The sequence below is a fragment of the Bradyrhizobium sp. CSA112 genome (assembly GCF_029051645.1).
Classification (GTDB): Bacteria; Pseudomonadota; Alphaproteobacteria; order Rhizobiales; family Xanthobacteraceae; genus Bradyrhizobium.
This window is the reverse complement of record NZ_JAACFS010000011.1, coordinates 119,475-144,235: the sequence shown is the minus strand read 5'-3', so window position 1 is coordinate 144,235 and position 24,761 is coordinate 119,475. Positions and strand designations below refer to the sequence as shown.

General features: G+C 61.6%; 23 protein-coding genes. 15 read left to right on the top strand and 8 right to left on the bottom strand.

Annotation, left to right across the window (positions count from 1 at the left end; all coding sequences use genetic code 11):
• Nucleotides 1-65: 65 nt before the first annotated feature.
• Nucleotides 66-677 carry a TetR/AcrR family transcriptional regulator gene (locus tag GWE18_RS20240; RefSeq protein ID WP_275187460.1) on the top strand — a complete coding sequence of 204 codons (612 nt, stop codon included), beginning with the start codon at nucleotides 66-68 and terminating at the stop codon, nucleotides 675-677.
• Between the two features lie 76 nt (nucleotides 678-753).
• On the opposite strand, the gene GWE18_RS20235 is transcribed toward GWE18_RS20240, so the two are convergent.
• Complete coding sequence (locus GWE18_RS20235) at nucleotides 754-2,055, bottom strand: MFS transporter (RefSeq protein WP_275187459.1); 1,302 nt, start codon at nucleotides 2,053-2,055, stop codon at nucleotides 754-756.
• 141 nt (nucleotides 2,056-2,196) lie between these two features.
• Entirely contained in the window at nucleotides 2,197-5,541 is a 3,345-nt protein-coding gene (locus tag GWE18_RS20230; protein ID WP_275187458.1) for an adenylate/guanylate cyclase domain-containing protein, read from the bottom strand.
• A 123-nt stretch (nucleotides 5,542-5,664) separates the two neighbouring features.
• Here GWE18_RS20230 and GWE18_RS20225 point away from each other — a divergent pair, with 123 nt between their 5' ends.
• The 3 genes from GWE18_RS20225 to GWE18_RS20215 are packed head-to-tail and all read left to right on the top strand — an operon-like array spanning nucleotide 5,665 to nucleotide 7,492.
• Entirely contained in the window at nucleotides 5,665-6,708 is a 1,044-nt protein-coding gene (locus GWE18_RS20225; protein ID WP_275187457.1) for a radical SAM protein, read from the top strand.
• 49 nt (nucleotides 6,709-6,757) lie between these two features.
• Entirely contained in the window at nucleotides 6,758-6,943 is a 186-nt protein-coding gene (locus GWE18_RS20220) for a PqqD family protein (protein ID WP_275187456.1), read from the top strand.
• 15 nt (nucleotides 6,944-6,958) lie between these two features.
• Nucleotides 6,959-7,492 carry a hypothetical protein gene (locus tag GWE18_RS20215; protein WP_275187455.1) on the top strand — a complete coding sequence of 178 codons (534 nt, stop codon included), beginning with the start codon at nucleotides 6,959-6,961 and terminating at the stop codon, nucleotides 7,490-7,492.
• A gap of 99 nt (nucleotides 7,493-7,591) precedes the next feature.
• Here GWE18_RS20215 and GWE18_RS20210 read toward each other — a convergent pair whose 3' ends face one another.
• Both GWE18_RS20210 and GWE18_RS20205 read right to left on the bottom strand, forming a co-directional pair.
• Nucleotides 7,592-8,569: a hydroxyacid dehydrogenase gene (locus tag GWE18_RS20210; RefSeq protein WP_275187454.1), complete on the bottom strand. Its 978-nt coding sequence runs from the start codon at nucleotides 8,567-8,569 to the stop codon at nucleotides 7,592-7,594.
• Between the two features lie 94 nt (nucleotides 8,570-8,663).
• Nucleotides 8,664-10,703, bottom strand: a complete 2,040-nt coding sequence (locus tag GWE18_RS20205; RefSeq protein WP_275187453.1) for an adenylate/guanylate cyclase domain-containing protein — start codon at nucleotides 10,701-10,703, stop codon at nucleotides 8,664-8,666.
• Between the two features lie 199 nt (nucleotides 10,704-10,902).
• Here GWE18_RS20205 and GWE18_RS20200 point away from each other — a divergent pair, with 199 nt between their 5' ends.
• From GWE18_RS20200 to GWE18_RS20160, 9 genes are all read left to right on the top strand, one after another.
• Complete coding sequence (locus tag GWE18_RS20200) at nucleotides 10,903-11,634, top strand: cytochrome c biogenesis protein CcdA (RefSeq protein WP_275187452.1); 732 nt, start codon at nucleotides 10,903-10,905, stop codon at nucleotides 11,632-11,634.
• Between the two features lie 145 nt (nucleotides 11,635-11,779).
• A complete protein-coding gene (locus GWE18_RS20195) occupies nucleotides 11,780-12,244 on the top strand; it encodes a DoxX family protein (RefSeq protein ID WP_275187451.1) in 465 nt (154 codons plus the stop codon).
• 89 nt (nucleotides 12,245-12,333) lie between these two features.
• A complete protein-coding gene (locus GWE18_RS20190; RefSeq protein WP_275187450.1) occupies nucleotides 12,334-14,115 on the top strand; it encodes a DUF255 domain-containing protein in 1,782 nt (593 codons plus the stop codon).
• A gap of 324 nt (nucleotides 14,116-14,439) precedes the next feature.
• Nucleotides 14,440-14,748 carry a hypothetical protein gene (locus GWE18_RS20185; RefSeq protein WP_275187449.1) on the top strand — a complete coding sequence of 103 codons (309 nt, stop codon included), beginning with the start codon at nucleotides 14,440-14,442 and terminating at the stop codon, nucleotides 14,746-14,748.
• A 209-nt stretch (nucleotides 14,749-14,957) separates the two neighbouring features.
• On the top strand, nucleotides 14,958-15,215 hold the full coding sequence (locus GWE18_RS20180) for a hypothetical protein (RefSeq protein ID WP_275187448.1): 258 nt from the start codon (nucleotides 14,958-14,960) through the stop codon (nucleotides 15,213-15,215).
• Between the two features lie 106 nt (nucleotides 15,216-15,321).
• On the top strand, nucleotides 15,322-16,224 hold the full coding sequence (locus GWE18_RS20175; protein WP_275187447.1) for a DUF692 domain-containing protein: 903 nt from the start codon (nucleotides 15,322-15,324) through the stop codon (nucleotides 16,222-16,224).
• On the top strand, nucleotides 16,221-17,006 hold the full coding sequence (locus GWE18_RS20170) for a DNA-binding domain-containing protein (RefSeq protein WP_275187446.1): 786 nt from the start codon (nucleotides 16,221-16,223) through the stop codon (nucleotides 17,004-17,006). Before GWE18_RS20175 ends, GWE18_RS20170 begins: the two co-directional genes overlap by 4 nt.
• An 18-nt stretch (nucleotides 17,007-17,024) precedes the next feature.
• A complete protein-coding gene (locus GWE18_RS20165; RefSeq protein WP_275187445.1) occupies nucleotides 17,025-17,813 on the top strand; it encodes a creatininase family protein in 789 nt (262 codons plus the stop codon).
• Nucleotides 17,810-18,799: a hypothetical protein gene (locus tag GWE18_RS20160; protein ID WP_275187444.1), complete on the top strand. Its 990-nt coding sequence runs from the start codon at nucleotides 17,810-17,812 to the stop codon at nucleotides 18,797-18,799. Before GWE18_RS20165 ends, GWE18_RS20160 begins: the two co-directional genes overlap by 4 nt.
• 61 nt (nucleotides 18,800-18,860) lie before the next feature.
• On the opposite strand, the gene GWE18_RS20155 is transcribed toward GWE18_RS20160, so the two are convergent.
• Both GWE18_RS20155 and GWE18_RS20150 read right to left on the bottom strand, forming a co-directional pair.
• Nucleotides 18,861-19,559, bottom strand: a complete 699-nt coding sequence (locus tag GWE18_RS20155) for an outer membrane beta-barrel protein (protein WP_275187443.1) — start codon at nucleotides 19,557-19,559, stop codon at nucleotides 18,861-18,863.
• Between the two features lie 227 nt (nucleotides 19,560-19,786).
• Nucleotides 19,787-21,133: an MFS transporter gene (locus GWE18_RS20150; RefSeq protein WP_275187442.1), complete on the bottom strand. Its 1,347-nt coding sequence runs from the start codon at nucleotides 21,131-21,133 to the stop codon at nucleotides 19,787-19,789.
• Between GWE18_RS20150 and GWE18_RS20145 the strand changes: the two genes are divergently transcribed.
• The gene (locus GWE18_RS20145) at nucleotides 21,132-22,232 is read left to right on the top strand and encodes a LysR substrate-binding domain-containing protein (protein WP_275187441.1); all 1,101 of its coding nucleotides are present in this window, start codon (nucleotides 21,132-21,134) and stop codon (nucleotides 22,230-22,232) included. The two genes, GWE18_RS20150 and GWE18_RS20145, sit on opposite strands and share 2 nt — an antisense overlap.
• A gap of 43 nt (nucleotides 22,233-22,275) precedes the next feature.
• Here GWE18_RS20145 and GWE18_RS20140 read toward each other — a convergent pair whose 3' ends face one another.
• Nucleotides 22,276-23,694, bottom strand: coding sequence for an FAD-linked oxidase C-terminal domain-containing protein (locus GWE18_RS20140; RefSeq protein WP_275187440.1), 1,419 nt, complete (start codon nucleotides 23,692-23,694; stop codon nucleotides 22,276-22,278).
• A 123-nt stretch (nucleotides 23,695-23,817) separates the two neighbouring features.
• Between GWE18_RS20140 and GWE18_RS20135 the strand changes: the two genes are divergently transcribed.
• Entirely contained in the window at nucleotides 23,818-24,303 is a 486-nt protein-coding gene (locus GWE18_RS20135; RefSeq protein WP_275187521.1) for a thioesterase family protein, read from the top strand.
• A gap of 11 nt (nucleotides 24,304-24,314) precedes the next feature.
• On the opposite strand, the gene GWE18_RS20130 is transcribed toward GWE18_RS20135, so the two are convergent.
• On the bottom strand, nucleotides 24,315-24,488 hold the full coding sequence (locus tag GWE18_RS20130) for a DUF1328 domain-containing protein (RefSeq protein ID WP_275187439.1): 174 nt from the start codon (nucleotides 24,486-24,488) through the stop codon (nucleotides 24,315-24,317).
• Nucleotides 24,489-24,761: the final 273 nt, after the last annotated feature.

The following is a 24,761-nucleotide window of genomic DNA, read 5'->3' as shown; positions in this document are numbered from 1 at the left end:
CCGGCCATCGATCGGAAACTCGATACATTATTGTATTGAGTTGCATTCTCGCCTAAACTGGGCGGATGTCAAGAGTGCGAACGAGACCCACAAGGGACGATACCCGCGAAAGGCTGTTCGAAGCGGCGGCCCGCGTGTTCGAGGAACAGGGAATCGGCGGCGCCAGCATCGAGGCGATTGCGGCGGCAGCCAGCTTCACGCGCGGGGCGTTCTATTCAAACTTCAAAAGCAAGGACGAACTGATCATCGCGATGCTCGAGGATCACGTCGAGCAATCCATCGGGCGCATCCGCGAACTGCTCGACAGGCACAAGAACCTTGCGGACTTCATCGATGCATTGAAGACCATGGATCGCAGCCAGCAGGACCCGCTCGGCCGCTCTCCTCTGCTGCATATGGAAATGATCCTGTTCGTGGCGCGCGCTGAAAAGCGCCGGCCTGAACTCGCCAAGCGGCTGCGCGCCCGGCGAAAACTGGTCACCGACATCATCGAGACCACGGCCAGGAACGCCGGCAGAACGACAATTCTCAATCCGACATGGGCCGGCGCGCTGGTGCTGGCGCTGGAGGACGGCTTCCGCCTGCACCGCCTGATCGATCCCGAGACCACATCGCCCGACAGCTTTTTTCGCGCCATCGGCGATCTGCAGAGGGCGATGGGAATTTCATCGGCCTGAGGCGTGCTGTCGAAACCGTTCGACATTGCAGAGCGCGCTCGATGAGCCGCGATCGAGCGCGGTGCAATTGCGGCAGCTAGCCCGCCTCCCGCTTGATTTGGCGCTTGTGCATTTGTCCCGCGACCGCCCTCACCTTGCGCGGCGAGGCTCGCCAGATCGCCACCGCCGACAGGATGCTGACGGCAATCCCGATCGCAAAGGCCGACGTGTAGCTGCCTGACAGATCGTAGAGCAGCCCGGTCGCCCACGGGCCTGCAGCGCCTCCGGCCAGCGCCGCCAGCATAATGGTGCCGAAGATGCTGCCATATTGCTTGCCCTGAAAGATCTCCAGCACCACCGCGCCCATGATCGACGTCAGGCCATAGCCGAGGGCGCCCTGCGTGAAGATCATGAGATAAACCAGCGGCAACACCGGCGCGAATTTCAAGGCGATCAGCGCCGCAAAGCAGATCGCAAAGCCGGCGCAACTGATCGCCCAGATCCATTCGCGCCCGATACGGTCGGAGAGATGTCCGAGCCAGATCTGGCCGGGAATGCCGAGCAGGCTGACGACGCCGAGCGCCCACACCGCCACGTTCGCGCTGAAACCGACGTCGAGCAGGAACTTGGTCTGGTGCACCTGCACCGCATACCAGATGTACAGGCCACAGAAGTAACCGAGCGAGATCCACCAGAATCGCGCGGTACGCAACGCCCGGCGCAGCGTCCAGTCGGTATTGGCCCACGCGGGATCGACGACGTTCGAGCGAGGTGCGGCCGATGTCGCCGACGGCGCTGCGTCGCCATCCGGCAATAGCCCGATATCCTCGGGGCGCTTGCGCAGCAGGAGATTGATCGGCGCGAGCACCGCGAGCACCAGAATGCCCATCGCGGTGCAGGCGGTGCGCCAGCCGGTCTGCTCGATCATATGCTGCACCCACGGCAGCAGGGTCACCGAGCCGATGCCGACGCCGGCAAAGGCGAGCCCCATGGCGAGCCCACGGCGGCGAATGAACCAGTTCGGCAGAAACAGCGATTGGCCGGAATAGCCGAGACACACACTCCCCGCCCCGACCAACACGCCGATGGTGAGATAGAGGTGCCAGGGCTGCGTCGTCAGCGGCGCGAGCAACAGCCCGCCGCCCATCAGCGCGACACCAAGCTGCATCACCCCGCGCGGCCCGAAGCGATCCATCATGCGCCCTATCAGCGGACTGACGCCCGCCGAAACCACAAAGCCGAACGAAAACGCGCCCGCGGTAACGCCGCGATCCCATCCGAACTCACCGATAACAGGCGGAAAGAACAGCGAGAACGCCGTCCTGGCATTGACGCCGATCGCCATGGTGACAAACGTCACCGCAACGATCAGCCAGCCGTAGAAGAAGGGGAGAGGCATCGGGGATTTCTATTTGGAGTAATGGAAGTGGATCGACCTTGTTATGGCCATGTCCGAAAGGCGCCCAATGGTTATTTTGCCTTCGTCGCCTGAGTTAGGGGCGATCATGCCTGTGTGGAGTGCTGTTCTTCGAGCCTCGGATCAGGCGTTCGTATTCTGTCCCGTTGTCTGACTAAGCAGACTTGCCGCCGAAATCATATCTGCAGTGCCCAATCCCTCGGTCATTTGGCCGTAGAGCCGGCCTAGTCTCTCCAAGGTAGCAGCGCGTTCAGCGCCCTGTATAGACGACGCCAAGCTGAGTAGCGCGCGCAATTCCAGCGCCTGAGCACCCATCTCGCGCGCGAGATCAGCAGCTCTTCGGATAAGATCGAGAGCCTTTGGATTCCCGCGATTTCCAGCAAGGAAAAATTCGCCTCGGAGTCTATGTAATTCCGGTTCGCAGAATAACGTCTTGTTCGTCGATATGGTCACCGCGACTTCATCGAGCAGATGAAGTGCATGCTGCGCATCGCCGGCTGCCGCAACAGTCTCGGCGAGCAACATGAGTCCATATGGCCGCATGAGCTCCGCGCCTGTTGCACGATAGTCTGCAAGACCCTGCTCGATTTCTGCAGCGCCTTCTCGCAAGTCGCCGAGTTTGCCGACAGCCCAGCCCCGCAGCATTTGGCCCCACGCACTCCAATATGGAAAGCGATATTTACGCCCAACATTGATGGCTCGCTCGGCAGCTTCGAGGGCCTCGACTGGCTCGCCTCGCGCCTGTCGAATCGAAGCTTCGAAGCTCAACGCAAACCCAAGACTGTGGGGGTGATCGAGTTGAACAGCTCTATCGATCGCCTGAGCGCTGTCCGCAACGGCGCTGTCTGCCAAGCCCATAAACCACTCAGTCCACGCGAGATTGCATTGGGCTAGAACAGCAGGATCCGAACCATACTCAAAACGGTGATGATGGTGCCGGTCCGGATCATATAGCCGGAGCGCCTCCTCAAGAGTTGCTTTTGCAACTGCGAATTGACCAAGATAGAAAAGAGTCAGCCCAAGCGGCCGCTTTGCCTGCAGCAGAAGATCGCGGTCATTTGCCAGTTCTGCTTGTTCAACCAGACGCATGCCCAGCGTCCTCGCCTTCTCAAGCTGACCTCGAACGATGCAGAACATCATGAGTCCGTAGAGGGCTCGAAAGAGCATGTGATGCTCCCCAAGCCGCTCACTCAGTTCGCAAGCGCGGGAAAATACCGTTTCGACCTCGGGTGCAGCATTACCCTTTGTGGCGAGAAGCTGCGATCCCCGATCAATCTCCAGCGAGAGCTCGCGACGCGCGCGCTCGACTGTATCAGGAAGGCGCCGCAGTGCAGCCAGTGCGCTCGCAAAGTGACTGGCGGCTTCCACGTTCGCCGAACGCTCCGCAGCCTTTTTTCCCGCTGCTTCCCAATGCAATATGGCGGGTTCAATGAGGTTCGCGGCCGCGTAATGCTGAGCAACGACTTCGGGCGTCGCCGCGACCACGGCCGGAAACCGGCTCGACAGAACCTCCGCAATCTTGCGATGAAGTGCCTGACGCTCGCTTTTCAGTAGCGAGTCGTATGCGGCGTCTTGAATGAGCGCGTGCCGAAACGAATACTTGGCTTGGCCGAGTATTCCGTGCTGCTGCAGGAAGTCCTCGCGCAGGAGCTCAGCCAGTCGATCGCGAAGTTCCATCTCGCTCTCGCCGGTGACCGCACTTAGAACTTCCCCATCAAAAACCCGCCCGAATGTTGCAGCAATTTGCGCCAGGGGCTTCGCGACCTTAAGACGATCCAGCCGGGCAGCCAGTGAACCCCGCAGCGTCGAGGGAATGCTGTCCACGGCAGATGCGAGTCGCAGATCATCCTCGCTGCTCGCGGACACATTGCCCTCAAGCACCGTCTTGGTCAGTTCCTCGATGAAAAGCGGGATGCCACCCGTCTTTGTGACGATTAGCTCGATCACATCAGTCGGCAGGGTCGCGGCACCGACGGTCTGCTTGACCAGGGTTCGAGCCTCAATCGGAGAGAGTCGGCGAAGGCCAAGGCGCGTCCCCTGCGCTTCCAGCATCCACTCAGCCTTAAATTCCGGCCGGAACGTGAAGATTGCCATCACCTTCCGAACCGAAATTCGCTGAATTAGCCGGGCGAGCAGGCTGCTGGTCGAAGCATCAGCCCAATGAAGATCTTCAACAGTAAACAGGACAGGTAGCTGTTCAGATTGTCTAAGCAGCCAGTGCGTGAGAACATCAAGCAGGAGCTCGCGACGTTGAGAAGGGGCCAACTCGCGTTTCGATGACGACACCGGCAGTTCGAGGAGTTCAGCTATCAGCTCAACTGCATCGGGGGTAACGGACTCCAATCCGGAAAACGCCTCTGCAATACTTGCGAGCTTGTCCTCGACAGTGCCGAGACTATCCAGTCTCAGCGCGCGGCGAATCAACTCAATAATTGGGTACAGCGCACTCGACTGATTGTACGCGGAGCAATAGCAGGTGACGGACGATACTTTCGCGCCTGCAAGCGCTTCCTTGAACTCGCGTACCAAGCGTGTCTTGCCCGCACCAGCTTCAGCCGCAATGAGGACGAGTTGTCCCTCTCCATTGATCGTCTGAGTGAAGCGATCCTGCAGAAGGGCAAGCTCCTGACCGCGCCCAACCATCGGATGGACAGCGCGCAGCGTATCACGACCGAAGTCCAACCTTTCGGCGATAACCTGGTAGAGGTTGGCTGCTCCCTGTGTACCGCGAATTTGGTGCGAACCAAGGCTTTGAAGTTCGAACAGGTTGCCAACGAGCCGAGCGGTCGTTTCGGAAATTACCAATGTATCCGGAGGTGCCATTTGCTGCAGGCGGGACGCAATATTGGGCGTGTCGCCGAGGATACCCATCGTCTCGAACGTTCCTGATGATCGCAAATCACCTGCAATGACGATGCCTGTATGCATGCCCATGCGCACGTGGATCAGCGGCTTGGAAGACGATTCCCGGCTGTTGAGCTGACGCATGTCGTTCAGAAGCGACAGCGCTGCGCGCACGGCTCTGACGGGATCATCCTCATGCGCTACAGGAAAACCGAAACATACAAGAAGTCCATCTCCGATATAGCGAATAATGGTGCCATCGAAGCGTCGTACGGCGTTCGCGCAGGTGTCGCGATAGCTGAAGATGAGATCCCTGAACTCCTCCTCATCGAGTTGAACTGACAGATCGGTCGATCCGATCATATCAATGAAAAGCGCGGTAACCTGGCGTCGCTCGGGACGCTGATCACTGTTCGCAGTGCCAGGCGTCCCCGTTGATGTGGAATGATCCAGGCGCTGAACATCCAAGGGATCTGAAAGTGGCGCACCACACCCGCCACAAAATCGAGACCCGGCTGGGCTTTCGAAACCACAGGCCTCGCAGACCAGATGCAGCCTCGCGCCACATTGGGAGCAGAAGCGCGCTGTTTCCGGGTTCGAACGACCGCAACTGGGGCATTGCATATGGATGACTGCAGGCTTAAGGCTTGCGAATTAATATATCTTATGCCAGCTTAGCATCCCAAGCTTGCGCGAGATAGGCCCACGACGCGATCGGATCGCCTCGCAGAAACAGGGTCAGCCGTCATGGCCCCGATACAAAATCCCTTTGCGCTTCAGAAGCCGCTCAAGCTTACGATTTGCTACACCGAGACCTGCAATCTCTCCTGCCAGCATTGCTATGCCGATTGTTCATCGGAAAAGGCGTCGGCTGAGTTGAGCAGTGAGGAGTGGAATAGCTTCCTCGGTGAAATTGCCGAGTTGGGCGTGGTTTATCTCTACATTGAGGGAGGCGAACCTTTTCATCGGCCGGACTTCCTGCCCTTCCTCGCTTCCGCATCGAACCGTTTCTTCACCGAGATTCGGACCAACGGCACACTCATAACGCGCGATATCACCGCCAGACTTAAAGAGATCGGCGTCGGCATCGTGCTCGTCGATATTCTTAGCCCACATGCCGAGGTGCACGACTACTTTACAGGCACGCAGGGCAGCCATGCGCGCGCCTGCGAAGCCGTCACATACTTGGTGGAAGCAGGAATTGAAACACAACTGCTCACCATCCTTAACCGCAAAAACGTCGATGACCTGCAAGGTTACGTTGACTTGGCTCACCGGCTCGGCGTGAAGACGGCCGGCGTCTTGCGGCCCTATCCACTTGGTCGCTTTAAATACCGTTGGAATGAATTTTCCCTGTCGCTCGACGAAATGCATGCGGCGCTCGACTCGCTGCGATTGCCTGCCGGCATGAAACTGATGCAGTCATGGCATCCAAATGACGGCAACTCGTGCTGGCAAATGGCCGCGGTCAATGCATTCGGGGACTCGATAGGATGCGCCTATCTCCGGGAATATGTTGACTACGGAAATATCAAGAGTGTCTCCTTTATGGAGACGTGGGAGCATCCGCTGTACCGCGAGTTGAGATCAGGTCGGGTTAAGGAGACCTGCCCTAGCTGCTCATCGAGTCAAGGCTCTCACGGTGGATGCCGTTCTACTGCTTACGCATTTCATGGCGCGTGGGACGCGCCGGATCCATTTGACCGAACGCTCAACCATGGAGTCGACTTGCGTGTCCTCCCCGAATGGCTGCTACAGCCACACCCCAAACCTCCGGGTCCGCCCCGTTGAAGAGATGAAGAGTTGCGTGGTGTTTCGGCCTAATCCGCCGAAGCTCTTCATGCTGAACCTCAATGCTTGGCTCATATTTGAGCTCTGCGATGGCAGCAGTCCCGACCACGCTTCGCAAAGGTATCGAAAAAGCGTGGCGGATCAGATGTCCGAGCGCGAAGCCGATCGGCACTTTTCGATTGGCATCAAAAATCTGCATGACAAGGGCTTGATTGAGTTGAAGGTAACAGATTGATTGCAGGAGGACTGAATGAGCAACGTCGATCCGACACGGCTCGTCGCCGACCTTATCGCCGGTGAGCGGCTGACCACTCCGACCGTCAAGCCGATCGAGCCGGAGGTGAGATCGGGCGGCTATTTCCCGTTCTGCGACCTCCTTAAGCATAGTGCGGGCGCGGACACTGACCAGCTCGTTGCGGACAGCGTCCTGTTGGGCGCGCTTGTGATTGAATGGGGTTACGACGTTCCATTCAACAAGCACGAAGATTTCAAAACCTGGCTGGTCACTAAGGAGGCACAAATTGTAGCCGAGCAGCCAACGGGCGTGTACTACCGCGGCACCTATGCAGTTTCAGCGACAAGCGAAAAGCACAGTGGGCTGTATCGCACGATCTGGTCGTTCAGAACGCTTGCTGCGCTGGAGACCTTCAGTGACTCCATCCATACCGGATCGGAGTTTGCCCGACTTGTTAACGAACTGTGCTCCTACCGCGACCGTGAGCGCGGCGCAGACAGCAGCCAGGAAATATACCAGCCGGTGCGTTGCGCTCATCGTTTCGGTTAAGACCGGACAACTCACGGCTGACGGTGGTTAGCCGTAGTTACTCGATCGCGGCGAGCGCTATACGCATCGCGCGAAATGCCGCGATCGCCCGCACTTGAATCAGGCCCGCCGTTTCCACTGCTCGCCATTCACCGCACCAACCGGTACCTCGCCCGCAATAATGGCCTCCACCTGCCGCACAGTCTCCAGCGACTGGCTCTCGATCGCCGGCGGCGTCAGGCCGCCGATATGGGGCGTGGCGATGACGTTGGGGAGCTTTGCGAGCTCGGGCGTCGGCATCTGGTCCAGAGCGCGGCCGACGTCCATCGCGGCGCCGGCGATGCGGTTTTCGCGGAGCGCCGCTGACAACGCGGCCTCATCGACGAGGTTGCCGCGCGACAAGTTGATGAAGAAGGCATGCCTCTGCATGCGCGCCAGCGCCGCCTGCCCGATCAGATTTTCGGTTTGCTCGTTGGCGATAGCGAGACAGACGACGTAGTCGGCGCGCGCCAGCAGATCGTCGAGCGGCACGTGCCGGATCGCGGCATCGCTCACGGCGGCATAAGGATCGGCGACCAGGACCTCCATGCCCAGCACCTTCGCGATCTCAGCCAGGTAGCGGCCGATGCTGCCATAGCCGATGATGCCGAGACGGCTGCCGGCCAGTTGCCGGCCCATGACGATCTCCGGCTTGCGCGCGGCATGATAGTCGGCCGTCGCGCGTGAAACGCCGCGCGACAGGTCGATCATGAAGCCGAGCGCGAGTTCGGCGACCGATTGGACGAAGCCCGGCCCGGCCCGCGTGACCAGGACGCCGGCGGCGGAGGCGGCGTCGACATCAATGTTGCGGATATCGACCGCGCAGCGGACGAAGGCGCGCAAGTTTGGCAGCGCCGGAAAGATCTCTCCCGGACCCGCTGTGAGGCGGTCGGCCACGATGATATCGACGTCGCGCGCGGCCTCGATCAGGCCGGCGGCGTCGAGCGCATCATTTAATTCATGCAGCTTTACCTGCCCGATGGCTTGCAGCCCCTCAAGGCTATGCTCGCCGTAATACTGGGCGCGAGACTGCGGCGTATGAGTCAGCAGGATTTTCAACGCTGGCGGCTTCCCTGTTCAATCGCCATGACCCGTGGCGTCAAGGCCGGCCCATCTATGGCCAAGCCGCCGCCTCGCGCAAGGCCGCGTCGGGCTACTTGGATCGCGCGATCGTCGTGCCGTCCCAATCTTCACCGGCGGGATGTTCGAGCTGCTGCCGGCAGCGTTCGATCATCGTCAATGAGGCTGCATCGTGCTCGCGGGCCTCCAGTACTTTCTCGAACGCGCCGATCGCAGCCGAGAAATCCCGAGCGCGCCAGGCGGCAAGCCCGGCCTCATATGAAGCCACCCAGGCGGGCGCGCCGATATCACCGGCCATATCAAGCAATTCGTAGATCTGCAGTCCGCCGGCGCGGCCATAGACCGCCAGCCGGTCGAGTTCGCGAACGATGATCCTTTTCCCCGCCAGCCGGCGCGTTTCGGGGCCGATGATGATCGTGGAGCCGTAAACCTTGTTGGTGCTCTCCAGCCGGCTCGCGATATTCACGGCGTCGCCGATCACGGTGTAGTTCAGCCGGACTTCCGATCCGATATTGCCGACCAGCATGTCGCCGGAATTGATGCCGATACGAATTTTGACCGGCTGGCCGTGATCGTCGACTAGATTTGCCTGCTCCGTGGCGCGCCGGCACGCCAGCGCGGCGCGGCAGCAATCGACGGCATGATCGGGATTGGGCGCCGGCGCGCCCCAGAACGCCATCACGGCATCGCCGATGAATTTGTCGATGGTGCCGTTGTGGTTCTGAATTTCCGCCGAGACGCTGTCGAAATAGCGCGACAGCAGCGGAATGATGCGGTCGCCGAGCCGCTCCGACATGCCGGTGAAGCCGGCGAGATCGATGAACATCACACTCATCGGCCGCACCGCGCCGCCAAGACGCGCCCCGTTGCCGTCGCTGATCAGCCGCTTCACCAGGTCAGCCGGAATATATTTGCGGAAAGCGGCAAGCCCCTGCGCCATGTCGCCGATGGCGCCGGAAAGATTCCCGATCTCGGTCAGCCGTGACGGATAGCGCTGCACCTTGTCGAGGTCAAAACGCTCGACATGCCTGATCTCGTTGACCACCTTGATCAGCGGCGCTGCGATCAGGCGCTGAGCGAGCCATGCCGATAACAGCCCAGCGAAAACGATCAGGACCGCAAGGCCGATCAGCAAATTCCGGATCGTCATCTGCACCGGGCCGAGAAATTCCGATTCCGGCACCACCGTCACCAGCGACCAGCCCGGAAACGAGATCGGCGTCAGCACCGCCTGATAGCCCTTGCCGTCTCGCGTCACGGTGGTGTGGAAAGGCTCGCCTTCGCCGGGTTCATAGGCGCTGGCGTTCCGGATCGCCTCGACAGCTATGGGAAACAGCGGATGATCGGTTTTTAGCGCCACCGCCTCGTTGGCGTCCGGATCGGGCGCGGCAACCACCTTGCCATTGCGCTCAAGGATGAAGGCGCCGGCCGATTTTCCGACGGTGAGCTGCGACAGGAAATTCGAGACACGCGTCAGTTCGATGATGATGGCGATGACGCCGGCAGGCTTCTGGTCGATATCGATGGGAGCTGCGAAGGCCGCCGCCAGCCGCTCGCCCTTGGGATGCGTCGTGAAGGTCGTCCAGAGTTCATCGTTCGTTTCGATGGCGGTGCGAAACCATTCCTGATCGGTGACGGAATATTTTGTGTCCTCGACATGGTTGTTCTTGAACTGAAGATCGTTGCCGACGAATTCGTACCGGTCGGTTCGCATCTTGCGATCCGGGGTGATCTCCAGCATTTCGATGACGCCATCGCCGGCCTTGTGCCCGGCAAAGAACGATCCGTCCGGCCATCCGAACGCCACCCAGGAGATGGTCGGCTGCGACAGCAATTGCGACCGGAAAACCACTTCGCGTTTGCTGGCGTCGCGCGGCTCGAACACTTTTTCGGCGAGCAGCGTTCGGACTGCCATCATGGACGACCGAGCCTCCGTCGTGACCGACTGCAGCTCATCGCCGACCGCGGATACGATCTGGTCGTTGATGGTGTTGGCGAGCGTCTGGCTGACCTGATGGGCGGTGCGCCACCACAATAAATGCACGCCGACGGCGCTGACGACGATGGACGTCAGCACGAGGGCGGAAATGGCGGTGCGGATGCCAAGGCGCATACAGGGTCCTGTTTCGCGGGGCCGTTACCGGCCTTACGCGACCATACCAGCGTCCGTTTCGTCCGCGAGGCCGATTTGGCGCTCCGGACACGGCTCTGTGACCGAACTTGAGCCGCAATGGCGACGAAACTTACCGATTGTCTGTTCCGTACAAGCCAGGAGGGCGCTATGCCTTGCGGCAATTCTCGAAGGTCATGCAATGCACGATGTTTCCATCCCGGCAGCCCTGATTGCCGGTCTCGTCAGCTTCCTCTCGCCCTGCGTGCTGCCGCTGGTGCCGCCCTACCTGATCTATCTCACCGGCGCGACCATCGAGCATGTCGCCAATGACGGACCGACGCAGGCCTCCAAGCGCGCGGTGATGGCGTCCGCGCTGATGTTCGTGCTCGGATTTTCCACGGTCTTCGTGGCGCTCGGCGCCAGCGCCTCCCTGATCGGTGGCCTGATCCGTGCATGGTCGGCAGAGCTCTCGATCCTGGCCGGCATCGTCATCATCATCATGGGCCTGCATTTCCTCGGCCTCACCCGGATCGGCCTGTTGATGCGCGAGGGCCGGATGCCGATGCCAAAACCGGTCGGCCTCTGGGGCGCCTATGCCATGGGGCTCGCCTTCGCCTTCGGCTGGACCCCCTGCATCGGCCCCATTCTGGCGGCGATCCTGTCGATCGCGGCGGCGGAAGCGACCGTCGTCAAGGGCGCGGGCCTGCTCGCGGTCTATTCCGCCGGGCTCGGTATCCCGTTCCTGCTGGCAGCCTTCATGATCGAGCAGTTCTCCTCGCTGTTTGCGCGGATGAAGCGGCACCTCGGCAAGGTCGAGCGTGCCATGGGCGTCCTGATGGTGATCACCGGGATCGGCTTCCTGACCGGCGCCGTTACCAGCGTCAGCATTTGGCTGCTGGAGACTTTCCCCGCACTGCAAAGTTTCGGCTAAGGCCCCGTAACAAGCGGGCCGGCTGTTGCGTATCTCCTGACAGGACCAGATTGCCGCCACCGCGGCCGCGACGTTTTCCGCGCGAGATGGACAGAAGAGCCGCAGGTCGCGGCTTCACGTCGCCAGAATGTTAAGGGGGCTTTGCATGTATTTCCTCGTCAATCTTCTCATCCTGTTCCCCGCACAAATCGCATCGTATTTTTCCTGGGCCGGGCCACTGATCATGCGGATCATCGTCGGCTATACCTTCATGCTGTCCGGCTGGGGCAAGCTCAATCATCTGGCGCAGGTAACCGAGAACTTCGTCGGCTGGGGCATTCCGTTTCCCCAAATCCTCACCCCCTTCGTGGCGGGCGTCGAATTTTTCGGCGGTGCGATGCTGATCCTCGGCCTGTTCACGCGAATTCCGGCCGCGATGCTGGCGGTGGTCATGGTCGTTGCCATCAAGGCGGCGAAATGGGACGACGTCGATTCCCTGGAGACGCTGCTCGGGTTCGAGGAAGCGACCTACTTCGCCGCCTTCATGTGGCTCGCGATCGCCGGTGCCGGCGCGGCGTCGCTGGATCGGCTGCTGGTAAATGCAACCGGGCATCGCGAGAAATCGGCCTGATCTCACAATGCCGTGACATCGCCGAAAAGCTGAGCCCGGATTTTGCCGCGCACGTAGCTATCGAAACGCCAGCGCTTCCGGGAGCCGCCATGAAGTTCGTTCGCATTGCCGCCGTTGCCCTCGCGCTTGCGGCGTCGCCATCGTTTGCCGCCGACGGGCCCAAATGGAGTGAATGGACCGACGATCTGTTCGCCCGCGCCGCGGCCGAACGGCGCTTCGTCATCCTCGATCTCGAGGCGGTGTGGTGCCACTGGTGCCACCTCATGGAGAAGACGACCTACGCCAATCCCGAGGTCAAGGAATTGCTGGCCGCGAAATATCTGCCGGTGCGGGTCGATCAGGACGCCAACCCTGATCTGTCGAGCCGCTATGGCGACTGGGGCTGGCCGGCGACCATCGTGTTCGGCCCTGATGGCAGCGAGATCGCCAAGATCAGGGGATATATCGAGCCGGAGCGGATGCAGGCGCTGCTCAAGGCCATCATCGACGATCCTTCGCCAGGGCCGTCGGTCGGCGAAGCCTTCGAGGTGAAGCCGTCGACCTCGGCCTTCCTCGACAAGGAACAGCGCGCCACACTGACAAGGAATTTCGACGAATCCTACGAGGAGAAACTCGGCGGCTGGGGCGAGAACCAGAAATACATCGACGCCGACAGTATGGATCTCGCGATCACCCGCGCCGAGGCCGGCGACGCCGTGGCCATCAAACGCGCCCGGCAAACCCTGGATGCCGCCATTGCGCTGATCGATCCGGTCTGGGGCGGCGTGTACCAATATTCCGAAGGCGGCTCCTGGACCCGCGCGCATTTCGAAAAGATCATGTCATTCCAGGCGCAATATCTCCGGCAATACAGCCAGGCCTATGCGTTGTGGAAGGATCCGAAATACCTTGCCGCCGCACGCAACATCGAACGCTATCTCGCGAATTTTCTGACGAGCCCGGAGGGCGCGTTCTATGTCAGCCAGGACGCCGATCTCGACCACGATACCGACGGGCACAAATACTACGCGCTGCCGGATGGCGAGCGCCGCAAGCTCGGCATGCCGCGCATCGACAGGAACCTCTATGCGCGCGAAAACGGCTGGGCGATCTCGGGGCTTTCGGCCTATTACAACGTCACCAACGATCCCAGGATAATTGCAATTGCGGAACGCGCCGCAAAGTCGGTGATAGACAATCGCGCGCTGCCGGACGGCGGCTTTCGCCATGGCGAGAGGGATCGCGGCGGTCCGTTCCTCGGCGACACGCTGGCGATGGGCCAGGCCTTTCTCGATCTCTATGCCGCTACGGGAAATCGCGACTGGCTCACCTCGGCAGGGAAGGCCGGCGATTTCGTCGCGACCTTTCGGGATGAGGCCGGCGGCTTCGCGACCTCAAAAACGGCGGAAGGCAAGACCGGTGTGCTCGCGAAACCCGCCAAGCTGATCGACGATCAGGTGCAGGTCGCAAGGTTCATGAACCTGCTCAACCGCTACTTCGGCAATGAGGACTATCGCGAGCAGGCCGTGCACGCGATGCGTTATCTCGCGAGCGCCTCGGCCGGGATGATGCGTCCCCTGCCCGGCGTTCTGCTCGCCGACGAAGAGCTCGCCGTCGAGCCCACTCACATGACAATCGTTGGAAACAAGGACGACGCCCGCGCAAAGAACCTGCATGCATTGGCGCGCGCGCTGCCGGCCCGCTACAAGCGCCTGGAATGGCTCGACCTGCGCGAGGGCAAGCTGCCCAATCCCGACGTCGAATATCCGGACCTTGGCGAACCCGCAGCGTTCGCCTGCAGCAACCGCATCTGCTCGTTTCCCTCCTTCAATGCCGAGGAGTTGCGGGCCACGGTCGCGCAGATGGCCAAGTTGAAACCTGTGCGCGGCTAGCGGAAGTTCATTGTGCGACGCACACCAAGCGCAAGAGCATCCGGTCTAATCGGTTGAAGCTGCACGCTTTCCGGGTGAATGCGCTTCTGCGATCGTGTTGCGTCGCAAATACTCCGGCAGCGCCGGGTTAAACATCCGGGATGTCCAACTGCAAAAAAGAAAATTTTCTTTCGAAACTTTGTAACCAAATCGCTTGATGCCCCGTAGCTGGCTTTGGATGAGCACTCACATCACGGCGACCTGACGTCCTCCGGCAAGTCATCACGATCTGAATGGCATCCGTCCTGCCCCGCGTCGTGGGGTCCGTGATCAAACGATCGACGGATGCTCGCGGCGTTTTGTCTTCAAACAGTCATCGAGGAGATCGTCATGAAGTTGAATTCCAAATCCGGTGCGACGCTCGCCGCTGCCGCCGCCACCTTGTTCCTTGCCGGCTCGGTGGTGTCGACGGTGTCGACATCAGCGAACGCCGCCCCGGGCAAGTGCATGGCCGGCAACGCCTGCAAGGGCCAGAGCGCGTGCAAGGGCGCGGCGAATGCCTGCAAAGGCCAGAACGCCTGCAAGGGCACCGGCTTCTCGATGGCCTCGGAAAAAGAGTGCGCCGCCAAGGGCGCCAAGTTCGTCAAGGGTTGATCCATCTGATCAGTGCAAAGAGGGCTCGGCGTTGCCGGGCCCTCGTTGTCTCGACCCCACGGCGAAAAGGACCCACGGCCAAAATAAAGTCCGCAAGCCGTGTAACGAAATCCAGAGCTACCGCGTAGCTATCGCTGGGTGCAGTTTGTCGGCCGGAACCGTTGCGGCTCGCGGGTGATGCACCCTCACACTTCTAACGGAGGATACCCATGAAGATGACTTCCAAGTCCGGCGCCGCCATTGCCGCCGCTGCCGCCACCTTGTTCCTGGCTGGCGCCGCCATGTCGACCCCGACCTACGCTGCCGGCGAAGGTAAGTGCGTCGGCGCCAATGCCTGCAAAGGTCAGAGCGCCTGCAAGGGCGCGGCCAATGCCTGCAAGGGTCAGAACGCCTGCAAGGGCCAGGGCTTCTCGGAGATGACCAAGGAAAAGTGCGCCGCGGCCAAGGGCAAGTTCACGCCGTCCTAGTTACGGCTCGATCGAGGCCCGGTGTAGGCCGGGCCTCGTATCCATGCTAGGTTGATGGCATAGTTTGAGGCACGCAGCCTCGTTTTGGCGGTGGAGCGGAGACGAGATGAACGTCGCAAGCAGATTGCCAGACAGTTCGGCGGCGGCGCGTGCAGACCGTACGGTGAAATCGGGCAAGCCGCCCTTCCTCGGCTTCGGTCTCGGCCTGCGTCACCAGCATTACGACGAGATTCTCAGCGGCAATCCGCCGATCGACTGGTTCGAAGTGATCAGCGAAAACTACATGCTGCCCGGCGGCCAGCCGCTGCGCACGCTCGATCGCATCTGCGAACGCTACCCCGTGGTGATGCACGGCGTGTCGATGTCGATCGCCTCCACCGCACCGCCGAATTTCGAATATCTGCAAGCCCTGAAGGACCTCGCGCGACGCGTCGAGCCGAAGTGGGTATCGGACCATCTCTGCTGGACCGGCGTCCACGGCAAGAACCTGCATGATCTCTTGCCGATCCCCTACACCAGGGAAGCGCTCGACCACGTCGTCAGCCGCGTCCAACTGGTGCAGGATTTCCTCGGCCGCGCCATCGTGCTCGAAAACGTCTCGACCTATGTCCAGTTCAGCAATTCCGAAATGACGGAATGGGAATTCCTGTCCGAGTTGTCGCGACGCGCCGGGTGCTGGCTGTTGTTCGACGTCAACAACGTCTATGTCAGCGCCTTCAACCACGGCTACGATCCCATGACTTTCCTCAATGGAATTCCGGCAGATCGCGTGGTGCAGTTTCACATGGCCGGCCACAGCCACATGGGCACCCATATCATCGACACCCACGACCATCCGGTGTGCGAGGATGTCTGGGACCTCTATGCCGCGGCGTTGAAACGCTTCGGCCGGGTCTCGACCATGATCGAGCGCGACGACAACATTCCGCCGCTCGACGAACTTCTGCTCGAGGTTGTCAGGACCCGCGAGATGGCGGACAAAGTTTTGCCGGCAAAGCAGGCGGAATGAGCGACTTCGCGCGACAGCAGGCTGAGTTTCAGCGCGGCATCCTTGATGGCGACGACACGGTGCTGGCTCAAATTCTCGACAGCCCCCGCGAGAAGCGTGAAGCGCTTTTCGGGGTTTATCGCTATGCCTACGGCTCGCGGCTGGTCGAGACAATGCGCAACGACCATGAGCTGCTGCATCTTTATCTCGGCGACGAAATGTTCGACGAGATGGGGCACGCATACGTCAAGGCGCGCCCGTCCGGGCACCCGAACCTGCGCTGGTTCTCGCAAGGCCTGCCGGAGTTCCTGAAATCGACCGCGCCTTACTCCGAGCACCCCGTGCTGTCCGATCTCGCCGCGCTCGAAAAGGCGCTCAATGACGCCTTCGACGCCGCGGAAGGCAAGGTCGTCGAACTGCGCGACATGGCGGGCTTTGCGCCCGAAGCATGGTCGGGTCTCCGATTCCGGCCGCATCCGAGCGCATCCAGGCTCGACCTTGCGACCAATGCGGCCGCGATCTGGCTCGCGCTCAAGAACGACGAAACACCGCCGGACACGACCGAACTGGAGCAGCCCGCGCATCTCCTGATCTGGCGTCAGGACGTCACGCCGATGTTCCGCGAACTTCCGACAGAAGAGGCGATGATGTGGGACGAGGCCGCGAACGGCATTCCCTTCGGCGTGCTATGCGAAATGCTCGCGACCTATGACGACCCCGACAGCGCGGCGGGCCGCGGCGCGGGCTATCTGCACGGCTGGATCACCGCAGGACTTTTGACGGATGTTTCCGTCGGCTCGTGAAGGGGGAGCGCTCGGCGAATGGGAACGGACACCGATCGCCATTTCATCGAGCGCATGCATTGGGACGAAGTCGCACGGCGCATCAGTGCTGGCGCGGTGGCGATATTGCCGATCGGCGCCGCCGCCAAGCAGCACGGCTTTCACCTCCCCCTCAATACCGACCGCATTCAGGCCGAATGGCTCGCGGGCAGCATCGCGGAAAGGATCGACGCGCTGATCTGGCCGACGCTGACCTATGGCCATTACCCCGCCTTCGTCGACTATGCGGGCAGCAGCAGCCTGTCGATTTCGACCTTTGAGGCCCTCGTGCGCGAGATTGCCGGGCAGATTCTCGGCGGCGGATGCCGAAAGCTGCTCGTGCTCAACACCGGGATCAGCACCTTGGCCCCGGTCGATCGCGCACTGGCACGTCTTGAGAACACGCGGATCAGGCATTTGTGGATCCACGAAGGCCCGCGCTATCCCCGCGTGGCCAAGCAATTGGCGGAGCAGAGCCATGGCAGCCATGCCGACGAGTTGGAAACGTCGTTGATGCTGGCGCTGGCGCCGCATCTGGTCGACATGACCCGCGCCGAAGCCAGCCCCGGCCTGAAACAGGAGACGCCGGGCGCGTTGACGCCGTCGGATCCGAATTCGCCGAACTACAGCCGATCCGGCAGCTATGGCGATCCGACACGGGCGACAGCGGCCAAGGGCGAGGCCTTGCTGGCCGCCATGCTTGACGATCTCCACGAACAGGTCGCCGCGTTCATCGCGCAAGGCACCGGCGAGCATCGGTCGGCCGCGGTGCAAAGCGTGCTCCGATGAAAACCGCCAGCGCCTTTCGCTGGATCGTTGCCGCCGCCGTCGCCGCTGCGATGCTGGCAAGCGCCATATCGTTCCGCGCCGACGCGCAATCGGAATATATGCGCGGCGGCCGCATGCCGTACGACGCGTTCGACCGGCTGCCCAGGACCGATCTTGAAGTACCCGGTGGCACCATCAATGTCGCGTTCGCGCCGGGCGAGATCACGCTGCCCAGGGAAAAACTGCTCGACTGGATCAGGATGTCGGCCCGCGCCGTCACGACCTATTACGGGCGGCTTCCCGTCAATTCGCTGCGACTGCTATTGGTGCCCGTCGACGGCGCCCGCATCCGCGGCGGCACGACGTGGGGCTATCGCGGCGCCGCCATTCGGATTCCCTTCGGCCGCGATTCCACCGAGGATGTCTTGCGGCGCGACTGGGTGATGGTGCACGAGATGGTGCATACCGCCCTGCCCAACATGCCCGACCGCTACGCGTGGCTGTCGGAGGGACTGGCTGTCTATGTCGAGCCGGTCGCGCGGGTGCAGGCCGGCGACCTCACGGCGCGGGAAATCTGGCAGGCGATGATGCGCGACATGCCGAAGGGGCTGCCGCAGGCCGGCGATGAGGGCCTCGACAATACCGGCACCTGGGGACGGAAGTACTGGGGCGGCGCGATGTTCTGCCTGCTCGCCGATATCGAAATCCGCAAGCGCACCAGTAACCGCCTCGGCTTGCAGGACGCGATGCGTGGCGTGCTCGCCGCCGGCGGCAATCACGAGCAGGACTGGCCGATCGAGCGCATTCTTGCAACCGCGGACAAAGCCGTCGGCGTCGACGTGCTGACCCGGCTTCACGATGAGATGGGACCGAGGCCGGTGACGCCAGATCTTGCTGCGCTATGGCGCGACCTCGGATTGAAGCAGATCGGCGAAGACATTGAGTTCGACGACGCCGCGCCGCTCGCGGCGATCCGCAAGGCGATCACCGCGCCGCACTTCCAATAAAGCGCCTGGAGACGCCGACGATCCGGCAGCCGATCGCTACCGGACCATATTGAGCGAAGTATCAGAACCGATAACTGGCGCCCACGCGCACGAAATGCATCTCGTTGCGGAATTCAGCCCGCGTGCGGTCCCGGCTGGACAGTGTGACGCTGCCATAATCGGCGTAGAGATATTCACCGCGGGCGACGAAATGCTTGGTGAAAGCATATTCGATGCCCACGCCCGCGATCAGCCCGGCCTTGACTTGCTCGTCCCAGATAGCCTGCTCCAGGGTATCGCAGCCCCTCTGAACCGTATAGCGATAGCCGTTGCTGATGCTGGCCACGCCGACACCGACCGCACCGAACGCCAGCAGGCGGTCGAACGCATAGCCTGCGCGCAGGCGAGCGGAGCCGAACGCGCCGAACCTCGACAGCAGCGCGCTGTCGCCAAAGACGAGTTCGTCCTGTGACGAGGTGGACTTGCCCCAATCGAATTCACCGCCGATCACGAAACGGTTGGCGAACTGATAGTTGTAGCCGCCGTAGACGCCGACGGCGAAGCCGCCCGCCTGCCCCTCCGCATGACGGCAAGCACCATTTCGGCAGTAATCGGCGGCCCATGCCGCATACGCTCCGCCGCCGTAAACGCCCGCATAAAATCCGGTCCAGTTGTAGTGGGGCGAAGGCAGGTCCGGAACACGAAAATCGGCAGCCTTGGCCGCCGGTACTGTCAGTAAAAAACCACAAGCCGCAACAATCCCCCAGGAAACAAAACGCATCAACGCACCTCATCACGCACGACACACGCAACACATGTTGCGGAACCAAGCTGAAGAGGGAACTTCGGGCGCGACGATGTTTAAGTCGGGCGGCGCTGTGGTGAAACGAGGCTATGTTTGGAACCAAACTGCGATTGCCGCCACAATGTACAACCCTTGAGCGAAGAACGTCGTTGCAGGACTTCGACCGCCACCTGCGGTTTCAGATTCTGACATTCCTGGCGCTGCTACTTTTTTGACGCGGCTGCTGGTGCGGGCAGCAAGACGAGCGCCGCGACCAGTCCCGCCGCTGATGCCATTGCCGCCGCCGAGAACAGGCAGATGTAGCTGATCGCCGATCCCTGGATATGAAGCATCGCGCCGAGAACTGCGATGCCGACCGCGAAGCCGGCTTGGCGCATGACGACTGTCACGGCAGATGCCAGGCCAGCAAGATCCGGCGGCACAAGCGACACGGCCGCACCGGACAGTTGCGGGTGAGCCAAAGCGACGCCGACCCCAATAGCAACAATCCCGCAGAAAGTCGGAATTAGTGGCGGCGCTGAACTATCTAGGATCAGCGCGATCACAATGGTGGCATTGCCGGCGGCCAAAATCGCGAGCGCCAAGGCGAAGTGAAGCCGCCATCCTAGACGATCGACGAGCCGGCAGCCCAATGGCGGCAGGAACAGCATCGGCAGCGTGGCCGTCAGCAGCGCGATGCCGGCCACTTCCGAGGACCAGTCGAAAGCGGCAGCAAAGAAGAGTGGCAAGTAGACGAGGATCGCCCAGTAGCCGATCGACACGGCGCACAGGAGGATCGCAATTCCGATCATGGCCCGCTGAACGAATATGCCGGGATCGAGGATCGGGTCGCCACGGCTTCTCTGCTGTATGCCGAATACAGCTAGAAACACCGCACTTAGCGCGAGACCCGCCACCATATGTGACGTCGACGTGCGGCCATGTAACAGTGCCTCGACAAGCGCGGTAAGCGCGGAGGTAAACAATACGACGCCCAGGATGTCGAGCGGCCGGGGCACCGCCTGACGCGCTTCCGCGACCAGCCGCGGTACGCCCCACGCGACCAAAGCGCAGGCTGGCAAGTTGATGAGGAAAATCCAGCGCCAGCCGATCCACGATGAGACAAGTCCGCCAATCGTCGGACCAAGCGCCATGGCGACGCCGGACATGACACCAAGCAACGCAAACGCGTCTGTGCGCGCCTTTGCTTGCACATAGACACTGGCGATCAGGGCGAAGCCGCCAGTCACGATGAATGCAGCCCCGATCCCCTGCAGTGCGCGAGCGCCCCATAGCGTCGGTCCGTCCCATGCCATCCCGCACGCCAAAGACGCGAGAGCAAAGATGCCATTGCCAACAAGCATCGCCCGCCGTCGTCCATACCGATCCGCCAACGCCCCGGCAAACAACAAGCAAGCTGTGAAGGCCAAACTGTAGGCATCCATGACCCAAGCATATCCAGCAATGTCGAACCCGAGTTCACGCGCGACCGTCGGCAACGCGATGACCACCGCCGTCACATCAAAGTTGGTGAGGAAAGCCGCCATCCCTAAGAGCAGGGCCGGCATCATGGATTGTGCAGGCCGACCGGAGCCGCTGTCGGACATATTTGTTGGCTGTGTCATCTTTGTTGGCTGTGTCGTCGTGCGAGCACTGATCTGCGTGACGGCTACTCGTGTCGTGGATTGCCGCTTTTTGCCAACGCCAATTGTTCACATCGCCATGAATATCCTTCATAGTGCTGGCATGCGTGCTCTTCCCCCTTTTGATGGCCTGATTGCGTTCGACGCGGCGCTGCGCCATCGCAGCATGACGCTCGCGGCCGGTGAGCTGGGGCTCACACAGAGCGCGATCAGCCATCGACTGAAGAAACTTGAGGGCTTTGTGGGCGCGCGGTTGCTTGATCGTACAGGGGGCGGTCTGTTGCCGACCGCGGCTGGCGTTACCTTGGCCGAGGGACTCGGGCGGATGCTTGACGAGATGGCAGAGCTACGCGCCCGCTCGCGTGCGTCGGTGCAGCCGCTGACACTCAAGATCGGACTAGGCTCCGCCCTTGCGAACTACTGGCTGGTGCGGCGTCTGACGGCGTTTGCGTCCGCATATCCCGATATTGCGATCGAACTTTGCATCATCGAAAGCGATGTTCAGGCGCGCGCCCTCGATCTCGACGTGCAGATCCGATGGCTTCCCAAAGTTGGCGCGCGCGCCACATCGACCCAGCGCCTGCTGTTCGACGAGATGGTTTTCCCGGTTGCGATCCCGTCTCTGCTGCCGCGTGGGCGGCCATTGCGGGAGCCGCACGTGCTCGGCACTTTACCAGTACTGCACAAGGGCCTCGTTGGCCGGAACGACGGCGCGGAATGGTCGTGGCCGGTGTGGTTCGAGCGGCTGGGCGTCACGGCTCCGGTTCAGGCCGGGCTTCGCTTCGATAATCTCGGTACGGCAATCGCTGCCGCCTTGCAGGGCAGCGGCGTCGTTCTAGCCAGGTCTTTGCTTGTTCATGATGCACTCGCGGAAAAGCGGCTTTGCCGCGTCGTGTCGTCAAACTGGGATATGACATCCAGCAAGGCGCACATCATCCGCTGGCCTGCCGCGCTGGCGAATGACCGGCGTGTCGCGCTGTTTGTTGACTGGGTTGTCAAGGAAGCGGAAACAACATCCTTTCGATGAAGGTGCCTCGCCGCTGACGTCCGCTCCGCGTTAACGCGTTCCCCTACCCCACCGGCACGATCTTTCCGGGATTGAAAATGTTCTGCGGATCGAGCGCCTGCTTCAGCGCGCGCATGGCGTCGATCGCCGCGGGGCCGAGCTCGGCCTCGAGGTATTTCTGCTTGCCCTGCCCGATGCCATGCTCGCCGGTGCAGGTGCCGCCCATCGACTGCGCCCGTTCGACCAGGCGGTGCATGAAGTCTTCACCGCGCGCCATTTCTTCCTTGTTGTCGACGTCGCAGACCAGCGAGCAGTGGAAATTGCCGTCACCGACATGGCCGACGATCGGCGACAGCAAATTGAGCCGCCTCAGGTCGTCCTCGGTCTCGGTGACGCAATCAGCCAGCCTTGAGATCGGCACGCAGACGTCGGTCGCCACCACCCCCGCGCCGGGGCGCAGTGCCTTGACAGACCAATAGGCGTCGTGCCGCGCCTGCCAGAGTTTTGTGCGGTCCTCGGGCTTGGTGGTCCAGGTGAAATCGCCGCCGCCGCATTCCTTGGCGATCTCGCTGAAATTCCTCGACTGCTCGGCCACCTCGACCTCGCTGCCATGAAATTCCAGAAGCAGCAGTGGCGTCTCCGGCAAGGTCAGCTTCGAATAGGCATTGCAGGCGCGGACCTGCTCGGCGTTGAGCAGCTCGATCCGCGCCAGCGGAATGCCGGTCTGGATGGCCAGTATGGTAGCCTGGCAGGCGCCGCGCACCGTCTCGAACGAACAGGCGGCGGCTGCGATCGTCTCAGGAATGCCGCGCAGCTTCATGGTGAGTTCGGAGATGATGCCGAGCGTGCCTTCGGCGCCGACGAACAGATGCGTCAGGTCGTAACCGGCCGCCGATTTTTTCGCTCGCGTGCCGGTCGTAATGATCTCGCCGTCGCCGCGCACGACTTTGAGCGCCAGTACATTGTCGCGCATGGTGCCGTAGCGCACCGCGTTGGTGCCGGAGGCGCGCGTCGAAGCCATGCCGCCGAGCGACGCGTCGGCGCCGGGATCGATCGGGAAGAACAATCCCTGGTCGCGCAGATGCTCGTTCAGCGCCTTGCGGGTGACGCCTGGCTGGATCACGCAATCCAGATCCTCGGCATGAACTTCGAGAATCCGGTTCATGTCGCGCAAATCGATGCAGACGCCGCCGGCCGGCGCGTTGACCTGGCCCTCCAGCGACGTGCCGGTGCCGAAGGCGATCACGGGAACGCTCTGTTTGGCGCAGATCCGCACCACGTCCTGGATGTCCTGGGTTTCCTGCGCCATCACCACCGCGTCGGGCGGCTGCGTCGGCAGCCAGGTGGTGGTATGGGCGTGCTGCTCGCGCACCGCCTGCGAGGTGATCAGCCGGTTGCCGAATCGCGCCGCCAGCGCCTCCACCGCGCTTGCCAGCGCCTGCGGCTCCGGCCGCTTCACACTACCCGATATCGTCGTCGCCACGCCAATTCCTCCGGATTTGAGCGGACCGTGGCAAAGGATATAAGGGGGGTCAAGAGACCCGCAAAAACAAAGGGATGGATGATGAACACCGCTGCTGCCGCCGCCGGCGACCGCCTGAAGACGATGCCGCTGCCGCCCGCCCCGTTCCTGTCGTCGGTGATGCAGATCGAGCCGCAATGGATCGACTATAATGGCCACCTCAACATGGCCTATTACAACGTCATGATGGACCGCGCGATCGACGAAATGTGGCTGCAGCTCGGGATCGGACCGGCCTACATGAAGGAACGTCACTGCTCGACCTTCACCGCCGAATGCCATGTACGCTACATACGCGAGATTCACCTTGGCGATCCCGTACAGGTTACAATCTACCTGCTCGACAGCGACGAGAAGCGGCTGCATACGTTCGAGGAACTGCGCCACGCCACCGAAGGCTGGCTCTCCGCCACCTCGGAAAACATGACGCTCCATATGGACATGACGCAGCGGAAGGTTGCTGCCTTTCCGCCGGACATTCGCGCGCGCATCCAGGCGGTGGGGGAGTCCCATGCAGCCGTGCCGCGGCCCGAAGGCATCGGCCGCAAGGTCGCGATGCCCCAGAGATAGCCATCCGGTCGCTAGACATTGCTGCGTCCGCGCACCAATCCGACCACCGCCGAGATCAGAAACAGGATCACGGCTATAAAGAAGATCGCCTTGGTGATTTTCACGGAGGCACCGGCGATGCCGCCGAAGCCCAGAACACCCGCGATCAACGCAATGATCAGAAACGTAACGACCCAGCTCAGCATGACTTCGATTGGCTGTTGCTCTTGCGATGGCGGCGGCTGACGCGTCGCGCATCGCCTGCAGGACCAATCCGGGCCGGGAATGATGGTTCCGGGCCGCAAAATCGCGAAATTTGTCGATTTAAGCGGAACAAAATCGCAGCAAAGCCCTGAGATCAGGCCTGCAAACGCGATCGGATAAAACCTGTCAAAACGGCCGGACAGGCCCTATATGGCCTTCAATCCCTGCTAAGAAGGCTCCCCTTTACCGCCTCACGGTGCCATCGTGGGGCCAAC